The organism is Mycobacterium sp. 1274756.6, from assembly GCF_001668625.1.
Taxonomy (GTDB): domain Bacteria; phylum Actinomycetota; class Actinomycetes; order Mycobacteriales; family Mycobacteriaceae; genus Mycobacterium.
Genome location: NZ_LZLJ01000088.1, coordinates 1 through 18349 on the forward strand (window position 1 = coordinate 1; position 18349 = coordinate 18349).

The 18349-nt window shown below is 70.7% G+C and carries 19 protein-coding genes; 4 read left to right on the forward strand and 15 right to left on the reverse strand.

Annotation, left to right across the window (positions count from 1 at the left end; all coding sequences use genetic code 11):
* Nucleotides 1-439, reverse strand: a 439-nt coding sequence (locus tag A5643_RS13410; RefSeq protein ID WP_156628804.1) for an SDR family NAD(P)-dependent oxidoreductase, incomplete at its 3' end; no start/stop codon positions are given.
* A 101-nt stretch (nt 440-540) separates the two neighbouring features.
* Here A5643_RS13410 and A5643_RS13415 point away from each other — a divergent pair.
* Entirely contained in the window at nt 541-2139 is a 1599-nt protein-coding gene (locus A5643_RS13415) for a flavin-containing monooxygenase (RefSeq protein ID WP_066856325.1), read from the forward strand.
* On the opposite strand, the gene A5643_RS13420 is transcribed toward A5643_RS13415, so the two are convergent.
* Genes A5643_RS13420 through A5643_RS13430 form a run of 3 tightly spaced genes read right to left on the reverse strand, consistent with a single transcriptional unit; the run spans nt 2136 to nt 4751 of the window.
* Entirely contained in the window at nt 2136-2990 is an 855-nt protein-coding gene (locus tag A5643_RS13420; protein ID WP_066856328.1) for an SDR family oxidoreductase, read from the reverse strand. The two genes, A5643_RS13415 and A5643_RS13420, sit on opposite strands and share 4 nt — an antisense overlap.
* On the reverse strand, nt 2991-3833 hold the full coding sequence (locus A5643_RS13425; protein WP_066856331.1) for an SDR family oxidoreductase: 843 nt from the start codon (nt 3831-3833) through the stop codon (nt 2991-2993). It abuts the gene before it with no gap.
* Between the two features lie 15 nt (nt 3834-3848).
* A complete protein-coding gene (locus A5643_RS13430; protein WP_156628805.1) occupies nt 3849-4751 on the reverse strand; it encodes an enoyl-CoA hydratase in 903 nt (300 codons plus the stop codon).
* 63 nt (nt 4752-4814) lie between these two features.
* On the opposite strand from A5643_RS13430, the gene A5643_RS18475 reads away from it, so the two are divergent.
* From A5643_RS18475 to A5643_RS13440, 3 genes are read left to right on the forward strand one after another with little or no spacing between them, the layout of a single operon-like run.
* Complete coding sequence (locus A5643_RS18475; RefSeq protein WP_165756477.1) at nt 4815-4979, forward strand: hypothetical protein; 165 nt, start codon at nt 4815-4817, stop codon at nt 4977-4979.
* Complete coding sequence (locus A5643_RS13435; RefSeq protein ID WP_066856334.1) at nt 4980-6452, forward strand: alpha,alpha-trehalose-phosphate synthase (UDP-forming); 1473 nt, start codon at nt 4980-4982, stop codon at nt 6450-6452.
* A gap of 10 nt (nt 6453-6462) precedes the next feature.
* The gene (locus A5643_RS13440; protein WP_156628806.1) at nt 6463-6975 is read left to right on the forward strand and encodes a hypothetical protein; all 513 of its coding nucleotides are present in this window, start codon (nt 6463-6465) and stop codon (nt 6973-6975) included.
* 1 nt (nt 6976) lies between these two features.
* Here the strand turns inward: A5643_RS13440 and A5643_RS13445 are convergent, their stop codons facing one another.
* From A5643_RS13445 to A5643_RS13495, 11 genes are all read right to left on the reverse strand, one after another.
* Nucleotides 6977-7480 carry an Rv1363c family protein gene (locus A5643_RS13445; protein WP_066856339.1) on the reverse strand — a complete coding sequence of 168 codons (504 nt, stop codon included), beginning with the start codon at nt 7478-7480 and terminating at the stop codon, nt 6977-6979.
* Nucleotides 7480-8172 (reverse strand): Rv1363c family protein, encoded by a 693-nt coding sequence (locus tag A5643_RS13450; protein WP_066856342.1) that lies wholly within the window; start codon nt 8170-8172, stop codon nt 7480-7482. The genes A5643_RS13445 and A5643_RS13450 overlap by 1 nt, the downstream gene beginning before the upstream one ends.
* Nucleotides 8172-9851 (reverse strand): virulence factor Mce family protein, encoded by a 1680-nt coding sequence (locus A5643_RS13455; protein WP_066856345.1) that lies wholly within the window; start codon nt 9849-9851, stop codon nt 8172-8174. The genes A5643_RS13450 and A5643_RS13455 overlap by 1 nt, the downstream gene beginning before the upstream one ends.
* Entirely contained in the window at nt 9851-11020 is a 1170-nt protein-coding gene (locus A5643_RS13460; protein ID WP_066856348.1) for an MCE family protein, read from the reverse strand. Before A5643_RS13460 ends, A5643_RS13455 begins: the two co-directional genes overlap by 1 nt.
* Complete coding sequence (locus A5643_RS13465) at nt 11017-12315, reverse strand: MCE family protein (protein ID WP_066856351.1); 1299 nt, start codon at nt 12313-12315, stop codon at nt 11017-11019. Before A5643_RS13465 ends, A5643_RS13460 begins: the two co-directional genes overlap by 4 nt.
* Nucleotides 12312-13355, reverse strand: coding sequence for an MCE family protein (locus A5643_RS13470; RefSeq protein ID WP_066856354.1), 1044 nt, complete (start codon nt 13353-13355; stop codon nt 12312-12314). Before A5643_RS13470 ends, A5643_RS13465 begins: the two co-directional genes overlap by 4 nt.
* Before the next feature lie 13 nt (nt 13356-13368).
* Nucleotides 13369-14406, reverse strand: coding sequence for an MCE family protein (locus A5643_RS13475; RefSeq protein WP_066856357.1), 1038 nt, complete (start codon nt 14404-14406; stop codon nt 13369-13371).
* Nucleotides 14406-15614: an MCE family protein gene (locus tag A5643_RS13480; protein ID WP_066856360.1), complete on the reverse strand. Its 1209-nt coding sequence runs from the start codon at nt 15612-15614 to the stop codon at nt 14406-14408. The genes A5643_RS13475 and A5643_RS13480 overlap by 1 nt, the downstream gene beginning before the upstream one ends.
* Nucleotides 15615-15637: 23 nt before the next feature.
* Complete coding sequence (locus A5643_RS13485; protein WP_066856363.1) at nt 15638-16480, reverse strand: MlaE family ABC transporter permease; 843 nt, start codon at nt 16478-16480, stop codon at nt 15638-15640.
* A gap of 7 nt (nt 16481-16487) precedes the next feature.
* Complete coding sequence (locus A5643_RS13490; RefSeq protein WP_066856366.1) at nt 16488-17252, reverse strand: MlaE family ABC transporter permease; 765 nt, start codon at nt 17250-17252, stop codon at nt 16488-16490.
* A 175-nt stretch (nt 17253-17427) separates the two neighbouring features.
* On the reverse strand, nt 17428-18342 hold the full coding sequence (locus A5643_RS13495) for a 3-oxoacyl-ACP reductase (protein ID WP_066856369.1): 915 nt from the start codon (nt 18340-18342) through the stop codon (nt 17428-17430).
* Between the last annotated feature and the right edge of the window lie 7 nt (nt 18343-18349).

Here is an 18349-nt window from a genome sequence, read left to right on the forward strand (position 1 = left end):
CGACCAGCCCGGCGGCCGAGGAGATGTTGACGATCGAGCCGCCGCCGGCCGCGCGCATCGGGGCGATGACGGCCTGGATGCCGTTGAAGACCCCGACCAGGTTGATCTCCAGCACGCTGCGGAAGTGGTCCACCGGCTCGTGTTCGAGCAGCTGCCCGGTGGACACTCCGGCGTTGTTGACCAGGCCGGTCAGCGCGCCGAACGCATCCCGGGTGGCGGTGACCGCCGCCGCCCACTGGCCCGGCTCGGTGACGTCGAGGTGCACGAAGCGCGCGGGTGCACCCAGCTCCGCGGCGAGTTCGGCGCCCTCGGTGTCGAGCAGGTCGCCGATCACCACCCGGCCGCCGCGGGCCACGATGTCGCGGGCGAAGGCGGCCCCGAGACCGCGGGCGCCGCCGGTGACCAGCACGACCTTCTCCGCCAGGGATTTCGCTGTCATGCCGGCCACACCACCACAGCGCCGCGACCACGGTCACAGCCTGTCTCGGTGGGCGAGACAGGCCGGGTCGCGGCCGAGCCGCCCGCCGTAGCGTCGCCGTCATGAGCGGTTCGGTCGACGTGGTCGTGGTGGGCGCGGGCTTCGCCGGGTTGTACGCCCTGCACCGGTTGCGTGCCGACGGGTTGCGGGTCCGGGTGTTCGAGGCCGCCGACGGGGTGGGCGGCGTCTGGTACTGGAACCGCTATCCGGGGGCGCGGTGTGACGTGGAGAGCGTCGACTACTCCTACTCCTTCGACGCCGACCTGCAGCAGGACTGGGACTGGACCGAGAAGTACGCCACCGGCCCGGAGATCCGCCGTTACCTCGACCACGTCGCCGACCGGTTCGACCTGCGCCGCGACATCACCTTCGGCACCCGGGTCACCGACATCGTTCTCGACGAGGCCACCCTGCGCTGGACGGTCCGCACCGAGGCCGGCGACGAGGTGTCGGCGCGGTACTGCGTGCTGGCGGTCGGCCCGCTGTCCAACGCGAACATCCCGGCCATTCCCGGCCTGGACACCTTCGCCGGCCCGATCTACCACACCGCGCACTGGCCGCACGAGGGCGTGGACTTCACCGGTCTGCGGGTCGGGGTGATCGGCACCGGCTCCTCGGGCATCCAGGCCATCCCCCGCATCGCCGAGCAGGCCGGCGAACTGTTCGTCTTCCAGCGCACCGCCAACTACAGCGTGCCGGCGGGCAACGTCCCCCTCGACGACGCGACCCGCCGCGCCCAGAAGGCGAGCTATCCGCAGCGGCGGGCGGCGTCGATGACCAGCGGCGGGGGGTCACCGCACCGGCCGCACCCCCGGTCGGCGCTGGCGGTCTCCGACGCGGAGCGCCGGGCGGCCTACGCCGAACGCTGGCGACTCGGCGGCGTGCTGTTCGCGAAGACCTTCCCCGACCAGTTGACGTCGCTGCCGGCCAACGACACCGCCCGACTGTTCTGGGAGGAGCAGGTCCGCGCGGTCATCGACGACCCGGCGGTGGCCGACCTGCTGATCCCGCGCGGTCACCCGATCGGCGCCAAACGGATCTGCACCGACGACCACTACTACCAGACCTTCAACGCCGACCACGTGCACCTGGTGGACGTCCGCGCCACCCCCATCGAGCGTTTCGACGCCGCCGGGTTGCACACCGCCGCCGCCCACTACGGCCTGGACGCGCTGGTGCTGGCCACCGGGTTCGACGCGATGACCGGGTCGGTGGCCAAGATCAACATCGTCGGGCGCGGCGGCGCCACCCTCAACGACGTGTGGGCCGGCGGCCCGGTGACCTATCTGGGCCTGTCGGTGCCGGGATTCCCCAACCTGTTCAACCTGACCGGGCCGGGCAGCCCGTCGGTGCTGGCCAACATGGTGTTGCACTCCGAGTTGCACGTCGACTGGGTGGCCGACGCGATCGGCTACCTGGCCGACCACGGCGCCACCGGCCTGGAGGCCTGCCCCGACGCCGCGGAGGGCTGGGGCGCGGAGTGCACCCGGCGGGCGGCGGAAACCTTGATGCCGCAGGCGGACTCGTGGTATCTGGGCGCGAACATCGCCGGTAAGCCGCGGGTGTTCATGCCGTTCGTCGGCGGCTTCGGGGTGTACGGCCAGATCATCGCCGACGTGGCGGCGGCCGGCTACAAGGGTTTCGACCTGCTGACGTCTTAGCGCGTCGCGCGGAACCGCCGGAACCGGTCGAGGTAGCGCGGCACGCCGCGCCGCGGCACACTGCGCGGCCAGTCGTCGGCGCGGAAGTAGGCGTCCGAGCCGCCGTCGACGAAGATCACGCTGCCGCACAGGAATTCCGCCGCGTCGGAGAGCATGAACAGCATCCAGTCGGCCAGCTGCTCGGCGTCGCCGAAATGGCCCACCGGCACCGGGAATGCCTTGATCGCCTTGGCCTCCCGCGGGGTGGCCAGCTGCTTCTCCAGCAGCGGGGTCATGATCGCCCCCGGCGCGAGCACGTTGAGCCGGATCCCGGCGCCGGCCCACTCGGCGGTCACCGCGTGGCGGCGCACCCAGCGGCTGATCGCGATCTTGGAGGCCGCATAGGCGAACGTCGGCGCCCCGGAACCGAACAGCCGCACCGCGCGCTCGGCCTTGCCCTGGTCCCCGGCGAGCAGGGCCCGGATGGCGCGGCGCGGCACCGGCGGGGTGGTGGTCGACGAGTTCGAGCCGATCACCACCACCTTGGCCGACCCGGCGGCGGCGAACCCCGGCCGCCACGCTTCCAGCAGCTCCACCACCCCGAAGTGGTTGACCGCGAAGATCAGCCGCGCCCGGTCCCGGCCCGGGGTGGGCCCCAGTCCGGCGGCCAGCACCGCCCCGTCCAGGCGCCCGTCGGCGGCGGTGAGCACCGCCGCGGCGGCCTCGGCGCGCCCGCCCGGGGTGGACAGGTCGGCGATCACCTCGGCGTCGCGCAGATCCACGCCGATCACGGTGTGCCCGGCCGCGCGCAGCTTGTCCGCCGCCTGCCGGCCCATCCCCGACGCGGCCCCGGTGACCGCGTAGACGCCCATCTACACCACCCCGCGCAGTCCGTCGGCGCCGAAGGCCGGCTCGAGCATCGAGGTGAAGTCCGGACCGCGGCGCAGCGATTGGCCGCCGTCGACGTTGATGACCTGCCCGGTGATCCATTCGGCGGCGTCGGAGAGCAGGAACAGCGCCAGGTTGGCGACGTCGGTGACCTCCCCGGGGCGCGGCAGCGGGGTGTTGATCGCGTAGTCCTCGCTCAGCGCCGGCGAGTCCAGGATCGCGGTGACCAGCTCGGTGCGGATCAGCCCCGGCCGGATCCCGTTGACCCGCACCCGGGAGGCGCCCAGCTCGTCGGCGGCCAGCTTCATCAGGTGGTCGACCGCGGACTTGGTGGGCCCGTAGGCGCCGAACCAGCGGTGGGTGTTCGACGCCGCGATCGAGGAGATACCTACGAACGAGCCGCCGCCGCCGCGTACCAGCGCCGCGGCGCTGTGTTTGAGCACGTGCATGGTGCCGGTGACGTTCAGCTCGACGGTGCGCGCCCACGCCGCCGAATCGATCTGGGTGACCGGGCCGATGGTCTGCGAGCCGCCCGCGCAGTGCACCACCCCGTGCAGCCGGCCGTGCCGCTCGACGATCCTGGCGACCGCGCCGGCCACCTGCTCCTCGTCGGTCACGTCCACCGAGCGGTAATCGACCCGCCCGGCGGGGTCCTCGGCGGCCAGCCGCCCGCCGATCTCCTGCGCGGCCGCGGCCAGCCGGTCGGTGTCGCGGCCGACGATCAGCACCGCCGCGCCCGCGGCGGCCAGCGCGGCCGCCACCCCCTTGCCGATGCCGCTACCGCCGCCGGTCACCAGATAACTGCGGTCGGCGAAGTCGAGCTGCATGCTGGAACTCCTGGGTCAGGGCCGGTCGCGGCGGGCCAGTTGGGTCGGACCGGCGCTGCGCCAGTCCTCGACGTCGGGCGGCAGGGCCACCGGGAAGCGGTTGTCGTTGGTCGCCGCCCAGTGGGCGTGGCCGAGCTGGTGGATGTGGAAGCCGTGCCGCAGCGCCTCGTCGAAGCCCATCGCGTCGGCGGCGGCGTTGACCGAGTCCTTGATCAGCAGGGCCGCCATCGTCGGGCGCTGCGCGATGCGCCGGGCGAAGGCCAGGGTGTCCTCCTCGAGGCGGTCGAGCGGGAACACCTTGGACACCATGCCGAGCCGGTGGGCCTCCTCGGCGTCGATCGAGTCCCCGGTCAGCAGCAGCTCCTTGGCCTTGCGCGGCCCGAACTCCCAGGGGTGCGCATAGTATTCGACGCCGGGCATGCCCAGGCGCACCCCGACCACGTCGGAGAACCGGGCGTTGTCGGCGGCCACGATCAGGTCGCAGGCCCACATCAGCATCAGCCCGGCCGAGATCACGTTGCCCTGCACCGCGGCGATGGTGATCTTGCGCAGGTTGCGCCAGCGGCGGGTGTTCTCGAAGTAGAAGTGCCACTCCTGCAGGTAGGTCTTCTCCACCACGCCGTCGCGGGTGCCGCCGTGGCTGGTGAACGTGGGGTGCTGGGCCGGGCCGGGCCGGCGTTCGGCCAGCGCCTCCTCCGAGCCCAGGTCGTGCCCGGCGGAGAAGTTCTTGCCGCGGGCGGCCAGGATCACCACCCGCACCTCGTCGTCGGCCTCGGCGCGGGCGAACGCCTCGTCCAGGGCGACCAGCAGGGTGCGGTGCTGGGCGTTGTGGCTTTCCGGCCGGTTCAGCCAGATCCGGGCGATCCGGCCGCCCTCGAGGGTTTCGTAGGTCACCGTCTCGGCAGTCACCTGCAGCACCCTACCCGGCGGCCCGCCCCCGCCGGCCGCCGCGATCTGCGCATTTCGCCTACAGTTGGACCCATGTCCGCAAAATCTGATCCCGCCGCGATCGGCGAGGTGGAGCCGCTGGCCGACAGCACCGAACGGCAGGCGCGGCGGGTGGTGGCCGCCTACGCCACCGACGCCGACGAGTGCCGGGTATTCCTGTCGATGCTCGGTATCGGACCGGCGAAGACCGACGCCTAGATGGGGACGGGACCGCACGGCGAATCCGATTTCGTCGTGGTGGCCAACCGGTTGCCCATCGACATGGAGCGCCACCCGGACGGCACCGCCACCTGGAAGCGTGCCCCGGGCGGGCTGGTCACCGCGCTGGAGCCGCTGCTGCGCCGCCGCCGCGGCGCCTGGGTGGGCTGGCCCGGGGTGGCCGACCTGCCCGCCGACACCGAGGCGCCGATCGCCGACGACGACCTGCTGCTGCACCCGGTGCCGCTGAGCGCCGACGACATCGCCGAGTACTACGAGGGCTTCTCCAACGCCACCCTGTGGCCGCTGTATCACGACGTGATCGTCAAGCCGATCTACCACCGCGCCTGGTGGGACCGCTACGTCGACGTCAATCGCCGGTTCGCCGAGGCCACCTCGCGGGCCGCCGCGCCCGGCGCGACGGTGTGGGTGCAGGACTACCAGCTGCAGCTGGTGCCGGCGATGCTGCGCGAACTGCGCCCCGACCTGACCATCGGCTTCTTCCTGCACATCCCGTTCCCGCCGGTGGAGCTGTTCATGCAGATGCCGTGGCGCACCGAGATCACCGAGGGGCTGCTCGGCGCCGACCTGGTCGGGTTCCACCTGACCGGCGGCGCGCAGAACTTCCTGATCCTGGCGCGCCGGCTGGTGGGCGCCCCCACCAGCCGCGCCTCGGTGGGGGTGCGCTCGAGGTTCGGGGAGGTGGCCTACGGCTCGCGCACGGTGCGGGTCGGCGCGTTCCCGATCTCCATCGACTCGGCCAGCCTGGACCGGCAGGCCCGGCAGCGGGCGGTGCGCCGCCGCGCCCGGGAGATCCGCGCCGAGCTGGGCAACCCGCGCACGATCCTGCTGGGCGTGGACCGGCTGGACTACACCAAGGGCATCGACGTGCGGCTCAAGGCGTTCGCCGAGCTGCTGGCCGAGGACCGGGTCCACGGCGCGGACACCGTGTTCGTCCAGCTGGCCACCCCGAGCCGGGAGCGGGTGGACAGCTACCGGGAGTTGCGCGACGACATCGAACGCGAGGTCGGCCACATCAACGGTGAGTACGGCGAGGTTGGCCACCCGGTGGTGCACTACCTGCACCGCCCGGTGCCCCGCGACGAGCTGATCGCGTTCTTCGTGGCCGCCGACGTCATGCTGGTCACCCCGCTGCGCGACGGGATGAACCTGGTGGCCAAGGAGTACATCGCCTGCCGCAGCGATCTGGGCGGCGCGCTGGTGCTCAGCGAGTTCACCGGCGCCGCCGACGAACTGCGGCACGCCTACCTGGTGAACCCGCACGACCTCGACGGGGTGAAGAACACCATCGAGGCGGCGATCGGCCAGTCCGCCGACGAGGGCCGCCGCCGGATGCGGGCGCTGCGCAGGCAGGTGCTGACCCACGACGTGGACCGCTGGGCCCGGTCGTTTCTCGATGCGCTGGGGGCGGCGGGCACCGAACCGGCCACACCGCCGTCGGGCTCTGTTTAAATTGGGCACCATGACGCGTTCTCGAGGATGGGCCGGTGCCGCCGCGGTGTTCGCCGGTGCGGTCGGGCTGACCCTCGCCGGTGCCGCGCCGGCGCAGGCCGCCGACCCGATCCAGGGCATCTACACCTACACCGAGGAAGGCGCCCCGGATGCGATGTGGCGGGTCTACCCCACCTGCACCCCGATGGGATGTTCGCTCAACGCGTCGATGGTGGTGCCCAACACCGCCGACGAGAAGGCCGGGCAGTTCCGGCTGACCAACAACCTGTGGACGACCAGTTTCCCGTCACCGCGCGGCTTGACCTGCCCGGACGGGTCGACGGCGGAGGTTCAGCACACCTACAGCTTCGACAGCGCGACGCTGGCCGGCACCCACACCCGCTCCAACGCGGAGGTCTGCGGCGGCAAGGTGGCCCCGGCGCTGACCAAGACCCCGTTCACGTTGACCTTCCAGCGGCCGCTGGACATCCCGGTCAACGAGCACCCGTTGCACTGCAACGACCCGTGGCACTGCTCGGCGTGAGTCAGATCGGTTTGATCATGTCGATCAGCCAGCGGCCGTCGACCTTTTCGTAGCTGACCTGCACCCGGGCGCCGTCGACCAGCGGTTCCTTGCTCTTGTCGGTGACGGTGCGGTTCAGATACACCAGCACCATGCCGCTGTTGCGGGCCGCGGACATCACGCCGTGACCGACCACGTTGACCTGGCTGACGATCTGGCGTTGCCGCGCCTGCGGGATGACGGTCTGGGTGGCCTGCTGCTCGAACTCCTGCCGGTAGCGCGGGGTGAGCAGCGGGTACACGTCGGTCATCGTGGTCTCGACGGTCTGGTAGTCGTAGCCGAGGATCTTCGGGATGGTCTCGGCGGCCAGCGGCGCCAGTTCCGCGCGGGTGTCCTGCGCGGCGTGGGCCTCCGCCCGGTTCCAGTACAGGAAGCCGCCGACGGCCGACAGCCCGACGAACGCCGCGGCCAGCACCGCGGCGAGGATCCCCAGCAGCCGCTGCGGCCACGGGGACGTCCCGGGCATCAGGCGCCCCCGTTGGGCCAGAGCAGGTCGTAGGCGGTCATGGCGCCGGCGGAGTCCTCCTGCACGATCACCCGCAGCCGGTACGGCTGGGACGGCTGGTTGACGCCGTCGTTGACGTCGGTGGCGGTGACCCGCGCGGCCACCAGTACCGAGGCCCGGTTGGTCTCCTCGTCGATGCTCTCCAGCGCGGCGGCGTTGATGACCGCCTCGGAGTCGGATTTGGTGTCGACGAACAGACCCTTGAGCATGTCGACGGTGCCGGGCTGGCTGAACTGGTCGCGCAGCGGACCGCTGAGGTTGTGGATCCAGCGGTCGATGCTGTCGTCGATGTGGTCCTGGTCGTAGCTGAACATGTTGACCACCGTCTGGCTGGCGGTGTCGACGAACCGCTGCTGGCGGGCCGCCTCGGCGTCGGCGCTGCGCTCGGACCGCGCCGCCACGGCGACCAGCCCGGCCAGCACCGCGGTAAGCACGAACGCGGTCGCCGCCGCCACCACGGCGACCAGCAGCCGGTGGGATTGCGGGCGCGGCGGGGTGGCCGACCGCAGCACCGGGCTGGCGGGCCGCCCGGTCGAGGCCACCCGCGCGGTGGCCGCCTCCCCGGCCGGGCCGGCCGCCCGGGAGGCGCGGCGGCGCACGCGGGTGCCGGTGTCCGCGGTCGGTGCCGTCTGCTCGGTTACCACGTGGGCCATTATGCGGATCTGGGGTCGAGCATCAAATCCACCCAGTTCTCCGCCGAGGTCGCGCCGGTGGCCCCGGCGGCGAACACCCCGGTGGTGCCGTCCTGGTCGACGAACTCACCGCTCTCCGAGTCGTAGACGCCGTAGGCGGGTCCGGCGGCCTGCGGCGCCGGGCCGGGTGGCGGTCCCGGCGGCTGACGCCCGTAGGGCGGCAGGCCGTCGTTGCCGCCCGGGGCGGTCGGCAGGTTCTGGTCCGGCGGCGCGTAGTAGGGCCACGGCGCCGGCTGCGGGCCCGGCTCGTTGGGCGGCATCGGCAGCGGATACGGCGGGTTGGGCGCCGGTCCGGGGCCCGGCGGCACGCCCGGCGGCAGCTGCACCACCGGCGGGCCGGGGTCGTAGTCGGCTTCCGGCGGGATGTAGGGGAACTTGTTCATCGGCAGCGTCATCCGCGGGTCGGTGACCGGCACGCTGCCGTACGGGATGGGCGGGCCGCGCCACGGGTTGGACCCGATCGGCTGGTAGCCCTCCGGGTCGCGGCAGAGCTGCACGGTCGGGGCGCGTTTGCCCGGCACCTCCATGCACGGATAGTTGCGCGCGCCGCGCACCACCGACGGGTCGTTCTGCGCGGTCTTGCAGTACAGGTCGTCGGGCAGTTCGCGCAGCGTCTCGTCGGCCGGGGACCGGATCTCGGTGAACGGCACGAACCCGACCAGGCACGGCGGCGGGTCACCCAGGCTGATCTTGAAGTCCAGCTTGCCGCCCTCGTCGGCGGGCACCCCGCCGGCGACGGTGATCAGCGCGGCGATCAGCGCCGGGAAGATCACCAGGGCCTGCTCGATGGACTTGTGGTAGATCACCCCGATCCGGCCCAGGTTGGCCAGGTTCGCGGCCAGCGCCGGGAACGACGGCCGGATCCCGCTGAAGGCGGTGTTGGCGGCGTCGACCGCACCGGGGGTGGTGGCCAGCGTCTGGCGGAACTCCGAGTCGGCGCCGCGCAGCTCGGTGGTGAACCGGGCCAGCCCGTCGGCCATCGCCTTGATGTCGTCGCCGGCGCGGATCTGCGCGTCGAGGAACGGGCCGGCCTGCTCGATCAGCGCGAAGGTGTCCCCGGCGTTGGCGTTGGCCTCGTCGACCAGCAGCCGGGACGCCTCGATCAGCCGGGCCAGCTCCGGCCCGGTGCCGTGAAACGCCTTGAACGCCTCGGTCAGCAGGTCCTGCACCCGGGCGTCGGAGAGGCTGCTGACCAGGTTCTGCGCCTCGGCCAGCATGCCGGCGATGTCCTGGCCGATCGCGGTGCGGTCCTGCCCGATGCGGGCGCCGTCGCGCAGTTTCTCCGTCGACGCCGGGTCCGGCGGCACCAGGTCGATGTACTGCTCACCGATCGCCGAGACGCTCTTGACGGTCGCGGTGACGTTGTCGGGGATCGGCATGCCGGAGTTGAGCCGCATGTGCGCGTCGACGCCGTCGTCGTTGAGGCTCACCGACTGCACCCGGCCCACGGTCACGCCGCGGTAGGTGACGTTGGCGTTCTCGTAGATGCCGCCGGCGGCCACGAAATCGGCGGTGACGTTGTAGGTGCCGATCCCCAGCGCGGACGGCACCTGCAGGTAGAAGATCGAGATCGCCCCGACGGACAGCACCGTGACCAGCGCGAAGATCGCCAGTTGCACGCGGGTGAGCCGGTCCAGCATCAGCCCTCACCCCCGTTCTTGGGCGGGATCTCGAACGGGTTCGCGGCCTGACCGGACAGGTTGGCCATCGCGCCGAGCAGGTAGTCCGGCGGGTTGACCACCTCGGACAGGTGCTGCATGTTCGGGTCGAGCGCGGAGGTGGTGAACACCGTCTCGCCCAGCCGGCGCAGGGTCAGGTCGAAGGTCACGAACACGTTCAGGTAGTCGCCGCGCACCGCGTTCTTGATGTAGTAGCTGGTGAACGGGAAGGTCAGGATGATCGGCAGCGCGCCCACCAGGTTGTCGGCGTTGTCGGCGAAGGACTTGATCACCGGGTACATGTCGATCATGTCGGCGACGAAGTCGTCCTTGGTCTCCGAGAGCACCCGTGCGGCCACCTCGCCCACCCGGCCGAGGGCGGCGAACGCGTCGACCATGACCGTGCTGTTGTCGTTGAGCACGCCCAGCGCCGCCGGCAGCGACTCCAGCGCCTTGCCCAGGTGCTCCTTGTTGGCGGCCAGTTTGCCGGAGAAGCGGTTCAGCCCGTCCAGCGCGGCGATGATGTCGCCGGTCTGCTGCTCGAGGGACCCGGTCAGCTCCGCCAGCCGCGGGATCAGCGTGTTGAGTCCCCCGGTGCGGCCCACCACCGCGGCGTACATCTCCTCGGTGACGTCCTGCAGCGCGCCCAGGTTGCCGTTGTTGACCACCATGCCCAGCGAGGCCAGCACTTCCTCGGTGGTCGGGTAGCGGTCGGAGTGGGTCAGCAGAATCTCCGAGCCCTCGCTGAGCTTGCCCATCGGCGGGACGTCGTCGGGTTCGGCCAGCGCGACGTGCTGCGAGCCCAGCAACGACGTCTGCGCCACCCGGGCGACCGCGTTGGCGGGCAGGTCCACGTCGCCTTCCAGCGACAGCTGCAGCAGCGCGTAGAAGGTGCCGTCCGGCCGCTGGACCGCCTGCACCCCCGAGACGCTGCCGACGGTGACGTCGTCGATCATCACCGGCGAGTTCTGCGGCAGGGTGGCCACGTCGGGCACCTGCACCCAGATGTTGTAGGAGCCCTTGCCGTGCCCCTTGGTGCCGGGCATGTTCAGCGAGTTCAGCCCGCCGAACTGGCAGCCGGCCAGCAGCACCCCGGCCGCCGCGACCACCCCGGCGCGTTTCAGCCGCGCCGTCCACCGCGTCACGCTCATTCGCCTTCCCCCTGCTCGGGGTCGGCGGGCAACAGCAGCTTGCTGATCTCGGCCGGGTCCGGCGGGGTGACCCCGGGCAGCGGCTGCCACTGCAGGTAGGGGATCGGGGTCTTCGCCTTCGCCTCGGTCTCCGGGGTGTCGTAGATGACCTGACCCTTGTAGGCGGTGATGCCGTTGACCGGGTGCAGCAGCAGCGGCGGGAAGTTCATCGTCGCCCGGCGCAGCACCGGCCCCATCCGCTGCCGGCAGATCTCGGCGCGTTTGAAGTTGTCCGGGTTGGAGCCGACGTCGAAGGTGCCCGCGCAGATGAACTGCACCGGGTTGGCGAGGTTGGGCAGCGACAACAGCCCGGTGACCGCGCCCTGGGCGGGGTCGTAGATGTTGTAGAAGTTCGCCAACCCGTTGGGGGTGATGTGCAGGACCTGCTCGATGGCGTCGCTCTGATCGGTGGTGATCTGGGTGAGCTGGGACAGTTTGTCCACCGAGTCGATGAGCACCGAGTTGTTCTCGTTGAGGAAACCGCGCACGTCCGACAGCGCCTGGTTGAGGGTGCCCAGGGTGTTGTCGAGCCCGACCGAGCTGTCGGCCAGCACCTGGGAGACCGAGGCGACGTGGTCGGAGAACTGCACGATTTGCTCGTTGCTGGAGGACAGCGCGTCGACGAGGATGTGCAGGTTCTTGATCGTGCCGAACAGGTCGCCGCGCGAGTCGCCGAGCCGCCCGGCGGTCTGGGACAGTTCCCGCAGCGCCTGCCGGAACGAGTCGCCGTTGCCGTCGAAGGTGTCGGCGGCCTGGTTGACGAACCGGCTCAGCGGGCCCTGCAACTCGCCGACCTGCGGGCCCAGCTGGCCGCTGAGCTTGGTGAGTTCGGCTTTCACGTCGTCCCACTCCACCGGGACCGCGGTGCGCTTGAGGTCCAGGGCGGCGCCGTCGGGCAGAGTGGGTCCGCCGGTGTAGGCCGGGCGCAGCTGGATGAACCGGGCCGAGACGATGTTCGGCGCGATCACGATGGCATCGGCGTCGGCGGGGATCTTGACCCCCGGGTTGACCGTCATCGTGACCTTGACGTCGTCGGCGCGCGGCTCGATGGAGTCGATGCGGCCGACCGGCACCCCCGCGACGCGGACGTCGTCGGAGGGATAAAGCCCCACCGCCGACGGGAAATACGCGACGATCTTGTGCCCGCGGGTGGCGGGCCAGACCAGGTAGATCCCGGCGACCAGCATCGCCACCAGCACGCCGACCAGGGAGCGGCGCAGGGCCCTGTCGCGGAAACCGGTCGAGGTGATCGTCATGCCGACCTCGGCCGGATGATGAGGCGTTCGGTGATCATGCCGCGCAGGTAGTCGGCGAGGCTGTCGGGCAGCTTGCCGGGCTGGAAGTAGGCGTCGAGCAGCACCTCGGAGATGGTGGCCGGCGGCAGACCGTAGAGGTTGATCTGGAAGCCGGGGCCGGATCCGACGACCTCGCCGAGCGCGGTGGCGAAGCCGGGCAGCCGGCGCAGCCCCTCGCTGAGGTGGTCCTTGCGCTCCAGCAGGTTGTCGAGCACCAGGTTGAGTTTGGTCAGCGCGGGCCCAAACTCGGCCTCGTTGTCGGCGACGAACCCGGACAGCTGGGTGGAGACGTCATCGATGCCGGCGATCAGGGTGGCCAGGGCCTGGCGGCGCCGGTCGAGGGCGGCGAAGAGCTGGTTGCCGTCGTTGACCAGCTGGGTGACCTGGTCGGCGCGTTCGCTGAGCGAGGTGGTGACCGACCGGGCGTGGCCGAGCAGCTGGCCGAACGCCTCGTCGCGGGCGTTGAGGCTGCGGGACAGCTCCGCCACCCCGTCCAGGGCGCCGCGCAGTTGCGGTGTCGCCGCCTGCAGCGAGTCGGTGAGCACGCCCAGCGCCCGCTCCAGCTGGTCCTTGTCGAGTTTGCCTGCGTTGCCGCCGAGGTCCTGCAGCGCCGTGTTCAGCGTGTAGGGGGTGGTGGTGCGCCCGACCGGGATGACGGTGACCGCGCCCGCGCCCAGCGGGGTGATCGCCAGCGCCTTCTCGCCGAGCACCGTCTCGGTGCGGATCGCGGCCAGCGACTGGTCGCCGATGGCGAGCTTGCGGTCCACGGTGAAGTCCACCCGGGCGTTGGCGCCGTCGAGGGCCACCGACTTGACCTTGCCGACCTTGATGCCGGAGATCTGCACGTCACTGCCCGGGGCGATGCCGCTGGCGTCGGTGAAGTAGGCGCTGTAGTCCTTGCCCTGCGGCCAGAACGGCAGCGAGGTGTAGCCGAACGACACCAGCACGAGGCACACCACCGTGACCACGCCGAAGATCCCGGTGCGCAGGGTGCGGTCCATCACGGACACGCCGTCAATCCTTGACAGGGGAACACCTCCCCTTCGACGGGTCGGCGGGGCCGCCGAACGGGATCAGCACGTCACTGGCGGCCGGGCCGTTGATCTTGATGCGGATCGAACAGTAGTAGATGTTGAAGAACGAGCCGTAGGCGCCGAGCGCGTTGAGCCGCATGTAGTTCTCGGCCAGCGGCTCGATGACGTCGTTGACCTCGCCCTTGCGGTCGTCGACCACGGTCGCCAGCGGGCGCACGTTCTCCAGCACCCCCTGCACCGGGCGGCGGCCCTTGACCAGCATGTCGGTGAGATCGGATTCCGCCGACGCCAGCGGCTCGATCGCCCCGGCGATCGGGTCGCGGCCCTCGGCCAGGCTGGAGATCAGCTGTTGGAGCTGGTCGACGCTGGCGTCGAACTCCTCGGCCTTGGCGTCGACGGTGCTCAGCACCGTGTTGAGGTTGGTGACGGTGTCGCCGATGAGCTGGTCGCGGGCGGCCAGCGACTGGCTGAACGCGCTGGTGCTTGCCAGCATCGCCGACAGCGCGCCGTCGTTGCCCTGCAACAGTTCGATGACCGCGCCGCTGATCTCGTTGAGCTTCTCCCCATCCAGGCCCTTGACCACCGGGCGCAGCCCACCCAGCAGCGCGTCGAGGTCCAGCGCCGGCCGGGTGTTGTCCAGCGGCAGGGTGGCGCCGGGCGCCAGCTTGACCAGGTCGCCGGGCCCGGAGGTGATCTCCAGGTAGCGGTCGCCGACGAGGTTCTCGTAGCGGATCAGCGCCTGCGAGGAGGTGTAGAGCTGGTAGCGCTTGCTGACATCGAAGGCGACGTCGACGGTGTTGTCCGGCTGCAGTTTGACCGACTTCACCGTCCCCACCGGGATGCCGGCGATCCGCACATCCTGGCCGGACTTGAGCCGGGAGGCGGTGTGGAAGGTGGCGTGGTAGGTGTTGCCCGCGGCGAACCGGAACTCGCCGAAGATCACCACCAGCGCCCCGGCGACCAGCAGCATCACCACCGTGAACACCGAGACCTTGACCAGCGTCTTGTCCGCGCGCATCAGTACTCGTCCCGTTCCGCGAAGGCGCCGTTGAACAGGAACTGCGCGGTCGACGGGGCGTCGAACTGCAGCTCGGTGTTCGGCTCGAACGGAATGTAGGCGTTGTCGGTGACCAGGAACGGCGCCCGGTACCAGGAGCCGCCCATCTGCTTGTTCGGGAAGTTGGGCAGGCCGCGGCAGTTCGGTCCGCCGGAGGCGTTCACCATCGGCAAGCTCTCCGGGTAGGTGTAGGCGGGCACCCCGGGCACGAAGTTGGAGGAGACGAACAGCCCCGGCTTGGTGCCACCGATGATCGGGCCGAAGTTCTGCTTGGCGGTCACCAGCGCCTCGAGCAGGCAGCCGAACTCCGGGGAGTAGTCGCCGAGCACCTTCGCCGGGGCCCGGGCCCGCTGGATGGCGGCGATGTAGTCGTCGGCGGCCGGCGCCAGGGTGTCGTAGGCGTTGTTGGCCAGCCCGGTGGCCGCCAGCAGCGCGGCGTTGAGGTTGTCCTGCTGGTCGACGATCGTGGCGCTGATGTCCGGGGTGTTGCTGATGACGGTCACCAGGTCGTCGCCGGCGTCGGCGTAGATGTTGCCGACGGTGGCGGTCTTGGCGAACAGCTCGTGCACGGTGGGCAGCCGCGGGTTGAGTTGGGCCAGATAGTCGTTCAGCCCGGTCAGGGTGGCGCCCAGGTCGTCGCCGTGGCCGCGCAGGCCCTCCCCGAGCGCGCTCATGGTCGCGTTGAGGTGCACCGGGTCGACCTTCTTCAGCACGTCGCTGAGGGTCTCGAACAGCGTGTTGGCCTCCACCTGGACCGCCGAGGCGGCCACCACGGTGTCGGGGCGCATCGGGGCGGCCGGCCGGGCGCCGGCTTCGGGTTTGAGGAACTCCACCGACTTGGCGCCGAAGATGGTGTTGCTGGCGATGTGCACGGTCGCGTCGGAGGGCACGTAGCGCAGCTGGCCGCGGGTGATCGACAGGGTCAGCTGCGCCTGATCGCCGATGTAGTCGATCGATTTGACCTTGCCGATCTGCACGCCGCGGTATTTGACCTTGGCGTCGGCGTCCATCACCAGCCCGGCGCGCGGCGCGGTGACCGTGACGGTGTCGGTGGGGGTGAACGCCGCGGTGTAGGCCAGGAAGGTGAACACCGCCGCAGCCGCCAACAACGCCGCCAGGATTGCCGCGGCAATCCTGACGTGTGTGCGGTTGGCATCGATGTCGGCCATAGTCCTGGGTGCTGGTCCTTCCGCTAACCCGAGAGGTTGAAGTTACCGGACCCGCCGTAGACGGCGAGCGAGATGAACAAGGTGATGACCACCACGACGACCAGCGAGGTGCGCACGGCCTGACCGACCGCGATGCCCACGCCGACGGGCCCGCCCGCGGCGTTGAAGCCGTGATAGGTGTGCACCAGCATCACCGCCACCGACATCACGATCGCCTGCGCGAACGACCACAGCAGGTCGACCGGGTTCAGGAAGGTGTCGAAGTAGTGGTCGTAGAGTCCGGGCGACTGGCCGTTGATGTAGACGGTGGTGAACCGGGCGGCGAAGAACGCGGCCAGCACGGCCAGCGAATACAGCGGGATGATCGCGATCAGCCCGGCGATCAGGCGGGTGGACACCAGGTAGGACACGGCGTGCACCGCCATCGACTCCACCGCGTCGATCTCCTCGGCCACCCGCATCGCGCCCAGTTGGGCGGTGGCGCCGGCGCCGATGGTCGCGGCCAGCGCGATGCCGGCCACCACCGGCGCGACGATGCGCACGTTGAGGAACGCCGAGAGGAACCCGGTGAGCGCCTCGATGCCGATGTCGCCCAGCGAGGAGAAGCCCTGCACGGCGATGACGCCGCCGGAGGCCAGGGTCAAGAAGGTGGCGACGCCGACGGTGCCGCCGATCAGCACCAGCGCCCCGGTGCCCATCGTCATCTCGGCGATCAGCCGGATGGTCTCGCGGCGGTAGCGGGTGAGCGCGTTGGGGATGTAGCGCATCGACTGGCCGTAGAACAGCGCCTGCTCACCGAAGCCGTCGGCGAAGCGGGGCAGCCCGGCGACGAAGCGCTGGAACTTCACGGTGGCGTCGTAGCTCATCGCGGCCTCATCGGGTCAGCACCCGCACGCCGATCGCGGTCATGATGACGTTGATCACGAACAAGCAGATGAACGCGTAGACGACGGTCTCGTTGACCGCGTTGCCGACCCCCTTGGGGCCGCCCTTGACCGTCAGCCCGCGGTAGCAGCCGACCAGGCCGGCGACCACCCCGAACAGCAGCGCCTTGACCTCGGCGAGCAGCAGCTCGGGCAGCCCGGTGAGCACGGTGAGCCCGTTGATGAACGCACCCGGGTTGACGCCCTGCAGAAACACCGAGAAAACATAGCCGCCGGAGAGGCCGATCGCGCACACCAGCCCGTTGAGCAGCAACGCGACGAACGTCGAGGCCAGCACCCGGGGCACCACCAGCCGGGCGATGGGGTCGATGCCCAGCACCCGCATCGCGTCGATCTCCTCGCGGATGGTGCGCGCGCCCAGGTCGGCGCAGATCGCGGTGGCGCCCGCCCCGGCGACCACCAGCACGGTGACCACCGGCCCCAGCTGGGTGATGGTGCCGAACGCGGTGCCGGCGCCGGAGAGGTCGGCGGCGCCGATCTCGCGCAGCAGGATGTTGAGGGTGAACGCCACCAGGACGGTGAACGGGATGGCCACCAGCAGCGTCGGCACCAGCGACACCCGGGCGATCATCCAGGTCTGGTCGAGGAACTCGCGGAGTTGGAACGGCCGGCGGAAGATGCCCCGAAAGGTGTCCAGGGACATTTCGAAGAAGCCGCCCACAGCCCGTGCCGGAACCGCGAGCTGCTCGATCAACCTCGGTTCCCTTCTCGCGCTGCGGGCTGGACAGCGTTGCGCGCACTGACTTTCGGTGGACGTCGGCCGCTGTGAGCCGCATCATATTAACTAGAACGTGTTCTCGGTGTCAAAGCAGGTATAACGCACTCGACTCCGTTAAATGCGGGTCGATGCGCCGCCGGCTCGGAGCGCCTCAGGACTCCATGACGGCGGTCGCCGCGAAGTTTACGGCGGGGTCGCGGTCGGCGAAGTAGCCGCGCAGCGTCTCGCCCAGCGCCGCCGGATCCCACGCCGGGGCCTCGGCGGTGAACTGACGCTCGATGGTGGGCGCGGCCAGCAGCGTCACGGTCGGCCCGTAGACGATGAACAGCTGGCCGTTGACGTTCTCGGCGGCCGGCGAGGACAGGAACCGGACCAGGTTGACCACGTGCTCCGGCGAGAGGGAGTCGACCTCACCCTCGGCCAACTCCGGCTCCTCGCCGAAGACCGCCGCGGTCATCGCGGTGCGCGCCCGCGGCGCGATCGCGTTGGCGCAGACCCCGTAGTTGCCCAGGGCGCGGGCCGCCGACAGGGTCAGCGCGGTGATCCCCGCCTTGGCGGCGCCGTAGTTGGCCTGACCGACCGGGCCCACCAGGCCGGCCTCCGAGGAGGTGTTGACCAGCCGGCCGTAGACCTTGCCGTCACCGGCCTTGGCCTTCGCCCGCCAATAGGCGGCGGCGTTGCGGGTGAGCAGGAAGTGTCCGCGCAGGTGGACCGCGAGCACCGCGTCCCACTCCTCGTCGGACATGTTGAACAGCATCCGGTCCCGGGTGATCCCGGCGTTGTTGACCACGATCGACAGCCCGCCGAGCTCGTCGGCGCGCCCCACCAGGGCGTCGGCGGTGGCGCGCTCGGAGATGTCCCCGGGCACCGCCGCCGCGGTGGCACCCGCGGCGGTGATCTCGTCGACCACGTCGGAGGAGTCCAGGGCGGCGGCGATGTCGTTGACCACGACGGTCGCGCCGGACCGGGCCAGGCCGATCGCCTCGGCGCGGCCCAGGCCGGCGGCGGCACCGGTCACCACCGCGACCTTTCCGGACAGATCGGTCGCGTTGCTGCTGTCAGTCAATTTATGA

Coding starts and splice junctions, on each gene's coding strand:
- A5643_RS13465 (WP_066856351.1), bottom strand. CDS start 12,315: ATGACGATCACCTCGACCGGTTTCCGCGACAGGGCCCTGCGCCGCTCC.
- A5643_RS13445 (WP_066856339.1), bottom strand. CDS start 7,480: ATGCCCGGGACGTCCCCGTGGCCGCAGCGGCTGCTGGGGATCCTCGCC.
- A5643_RS13440 (WP_156628806.1), top strand. CDS start 6,463: ATGACGCGTTCTCGAGGATGGGCCGGTGCCGCCGCGGTGTTCGCCGGT.
- A5643_RS18475 (WP_165756477.1), top strand. CDS start 4,815: ATGTCCGCAAAATCTGATCCCGCCGCGATCGGCGAGGTGGAGCCGCTG.
- A5643_RS13415 (WP_066856325.1), top strand. CDS start 541: ATGAGCGGTTCGGTCGACGTGGTCGTGGTGGGCGCGGGCTTCGCCGGG.
- A5643_RS13470 (WP_066856354.1), bottom strand. CDS start 13,355: ATGGACCGCACCCTGCGCACCGGGATCTTCGGCGTGGTCACGGTGGTG.
- A5643_RS13480 (WP_066856360.1), bottom strand. CDS start 15,614: ATGGCCGACATCGATGCCAACCGCACACACGTCAGGATTGCCGCGGCA.
- A5643_RS13460 (WP_066856348.1), bottom strand. CDS start 11,020: ATGAGCGTGACGCGGTGGACGGCGCGGCTGAAACGCGCCGGGGTGGTC.
- A5643_RS13475 (WP_066856357.1), bottom strand. CDS start 14,406: ATGCGCGCGGACAAGACGCTGGTCAAGGTCTCGGTGTTCACGGTGGTG.
- A5643_RS13450 (WP_066856342.1), bottom strand. CDS start 8,172: ATGGCCCACGTGGTAACCGAGCAGACGGCACCGACCGCGGACACCGGC.
- A5643_RS13435 (WP_066856334.1), top strand. CDS start 4,980: ATGGGGACGGGACCGCACGGCGAATCCGATTTCGTCGTGGTGGCCAAC.
- A5643_RS13485 (WP_066856363.1), bottom strand. CDS start 16,480: ATGAGCTACGACGCCACCGTGAAGTTCCAGCGCTTCGTCGCCGGGCTG.
- A5643_RS13420 (WP_066856328.1), bottom strand. CDS start 2,990: ATGGGCGTCTACGCGGTCACCGGGGCCGCGTCGGGGATGGGCCGGCAG.
- A5643_RS13425 (WP_066856331.1), bottom strand. CDS start 3,833: ATGCAGCTCGACTTCGCCGACCGCAGTTATCTGGTGACCGGCGGCGGT.
- A5643_RS13455 (WP_066856345.1), bottom strand. CDS start 9,851: ATGCTGGACCGGCTCACCCGCGTGCAACTGGCGATCTTCGCGCTGGTC.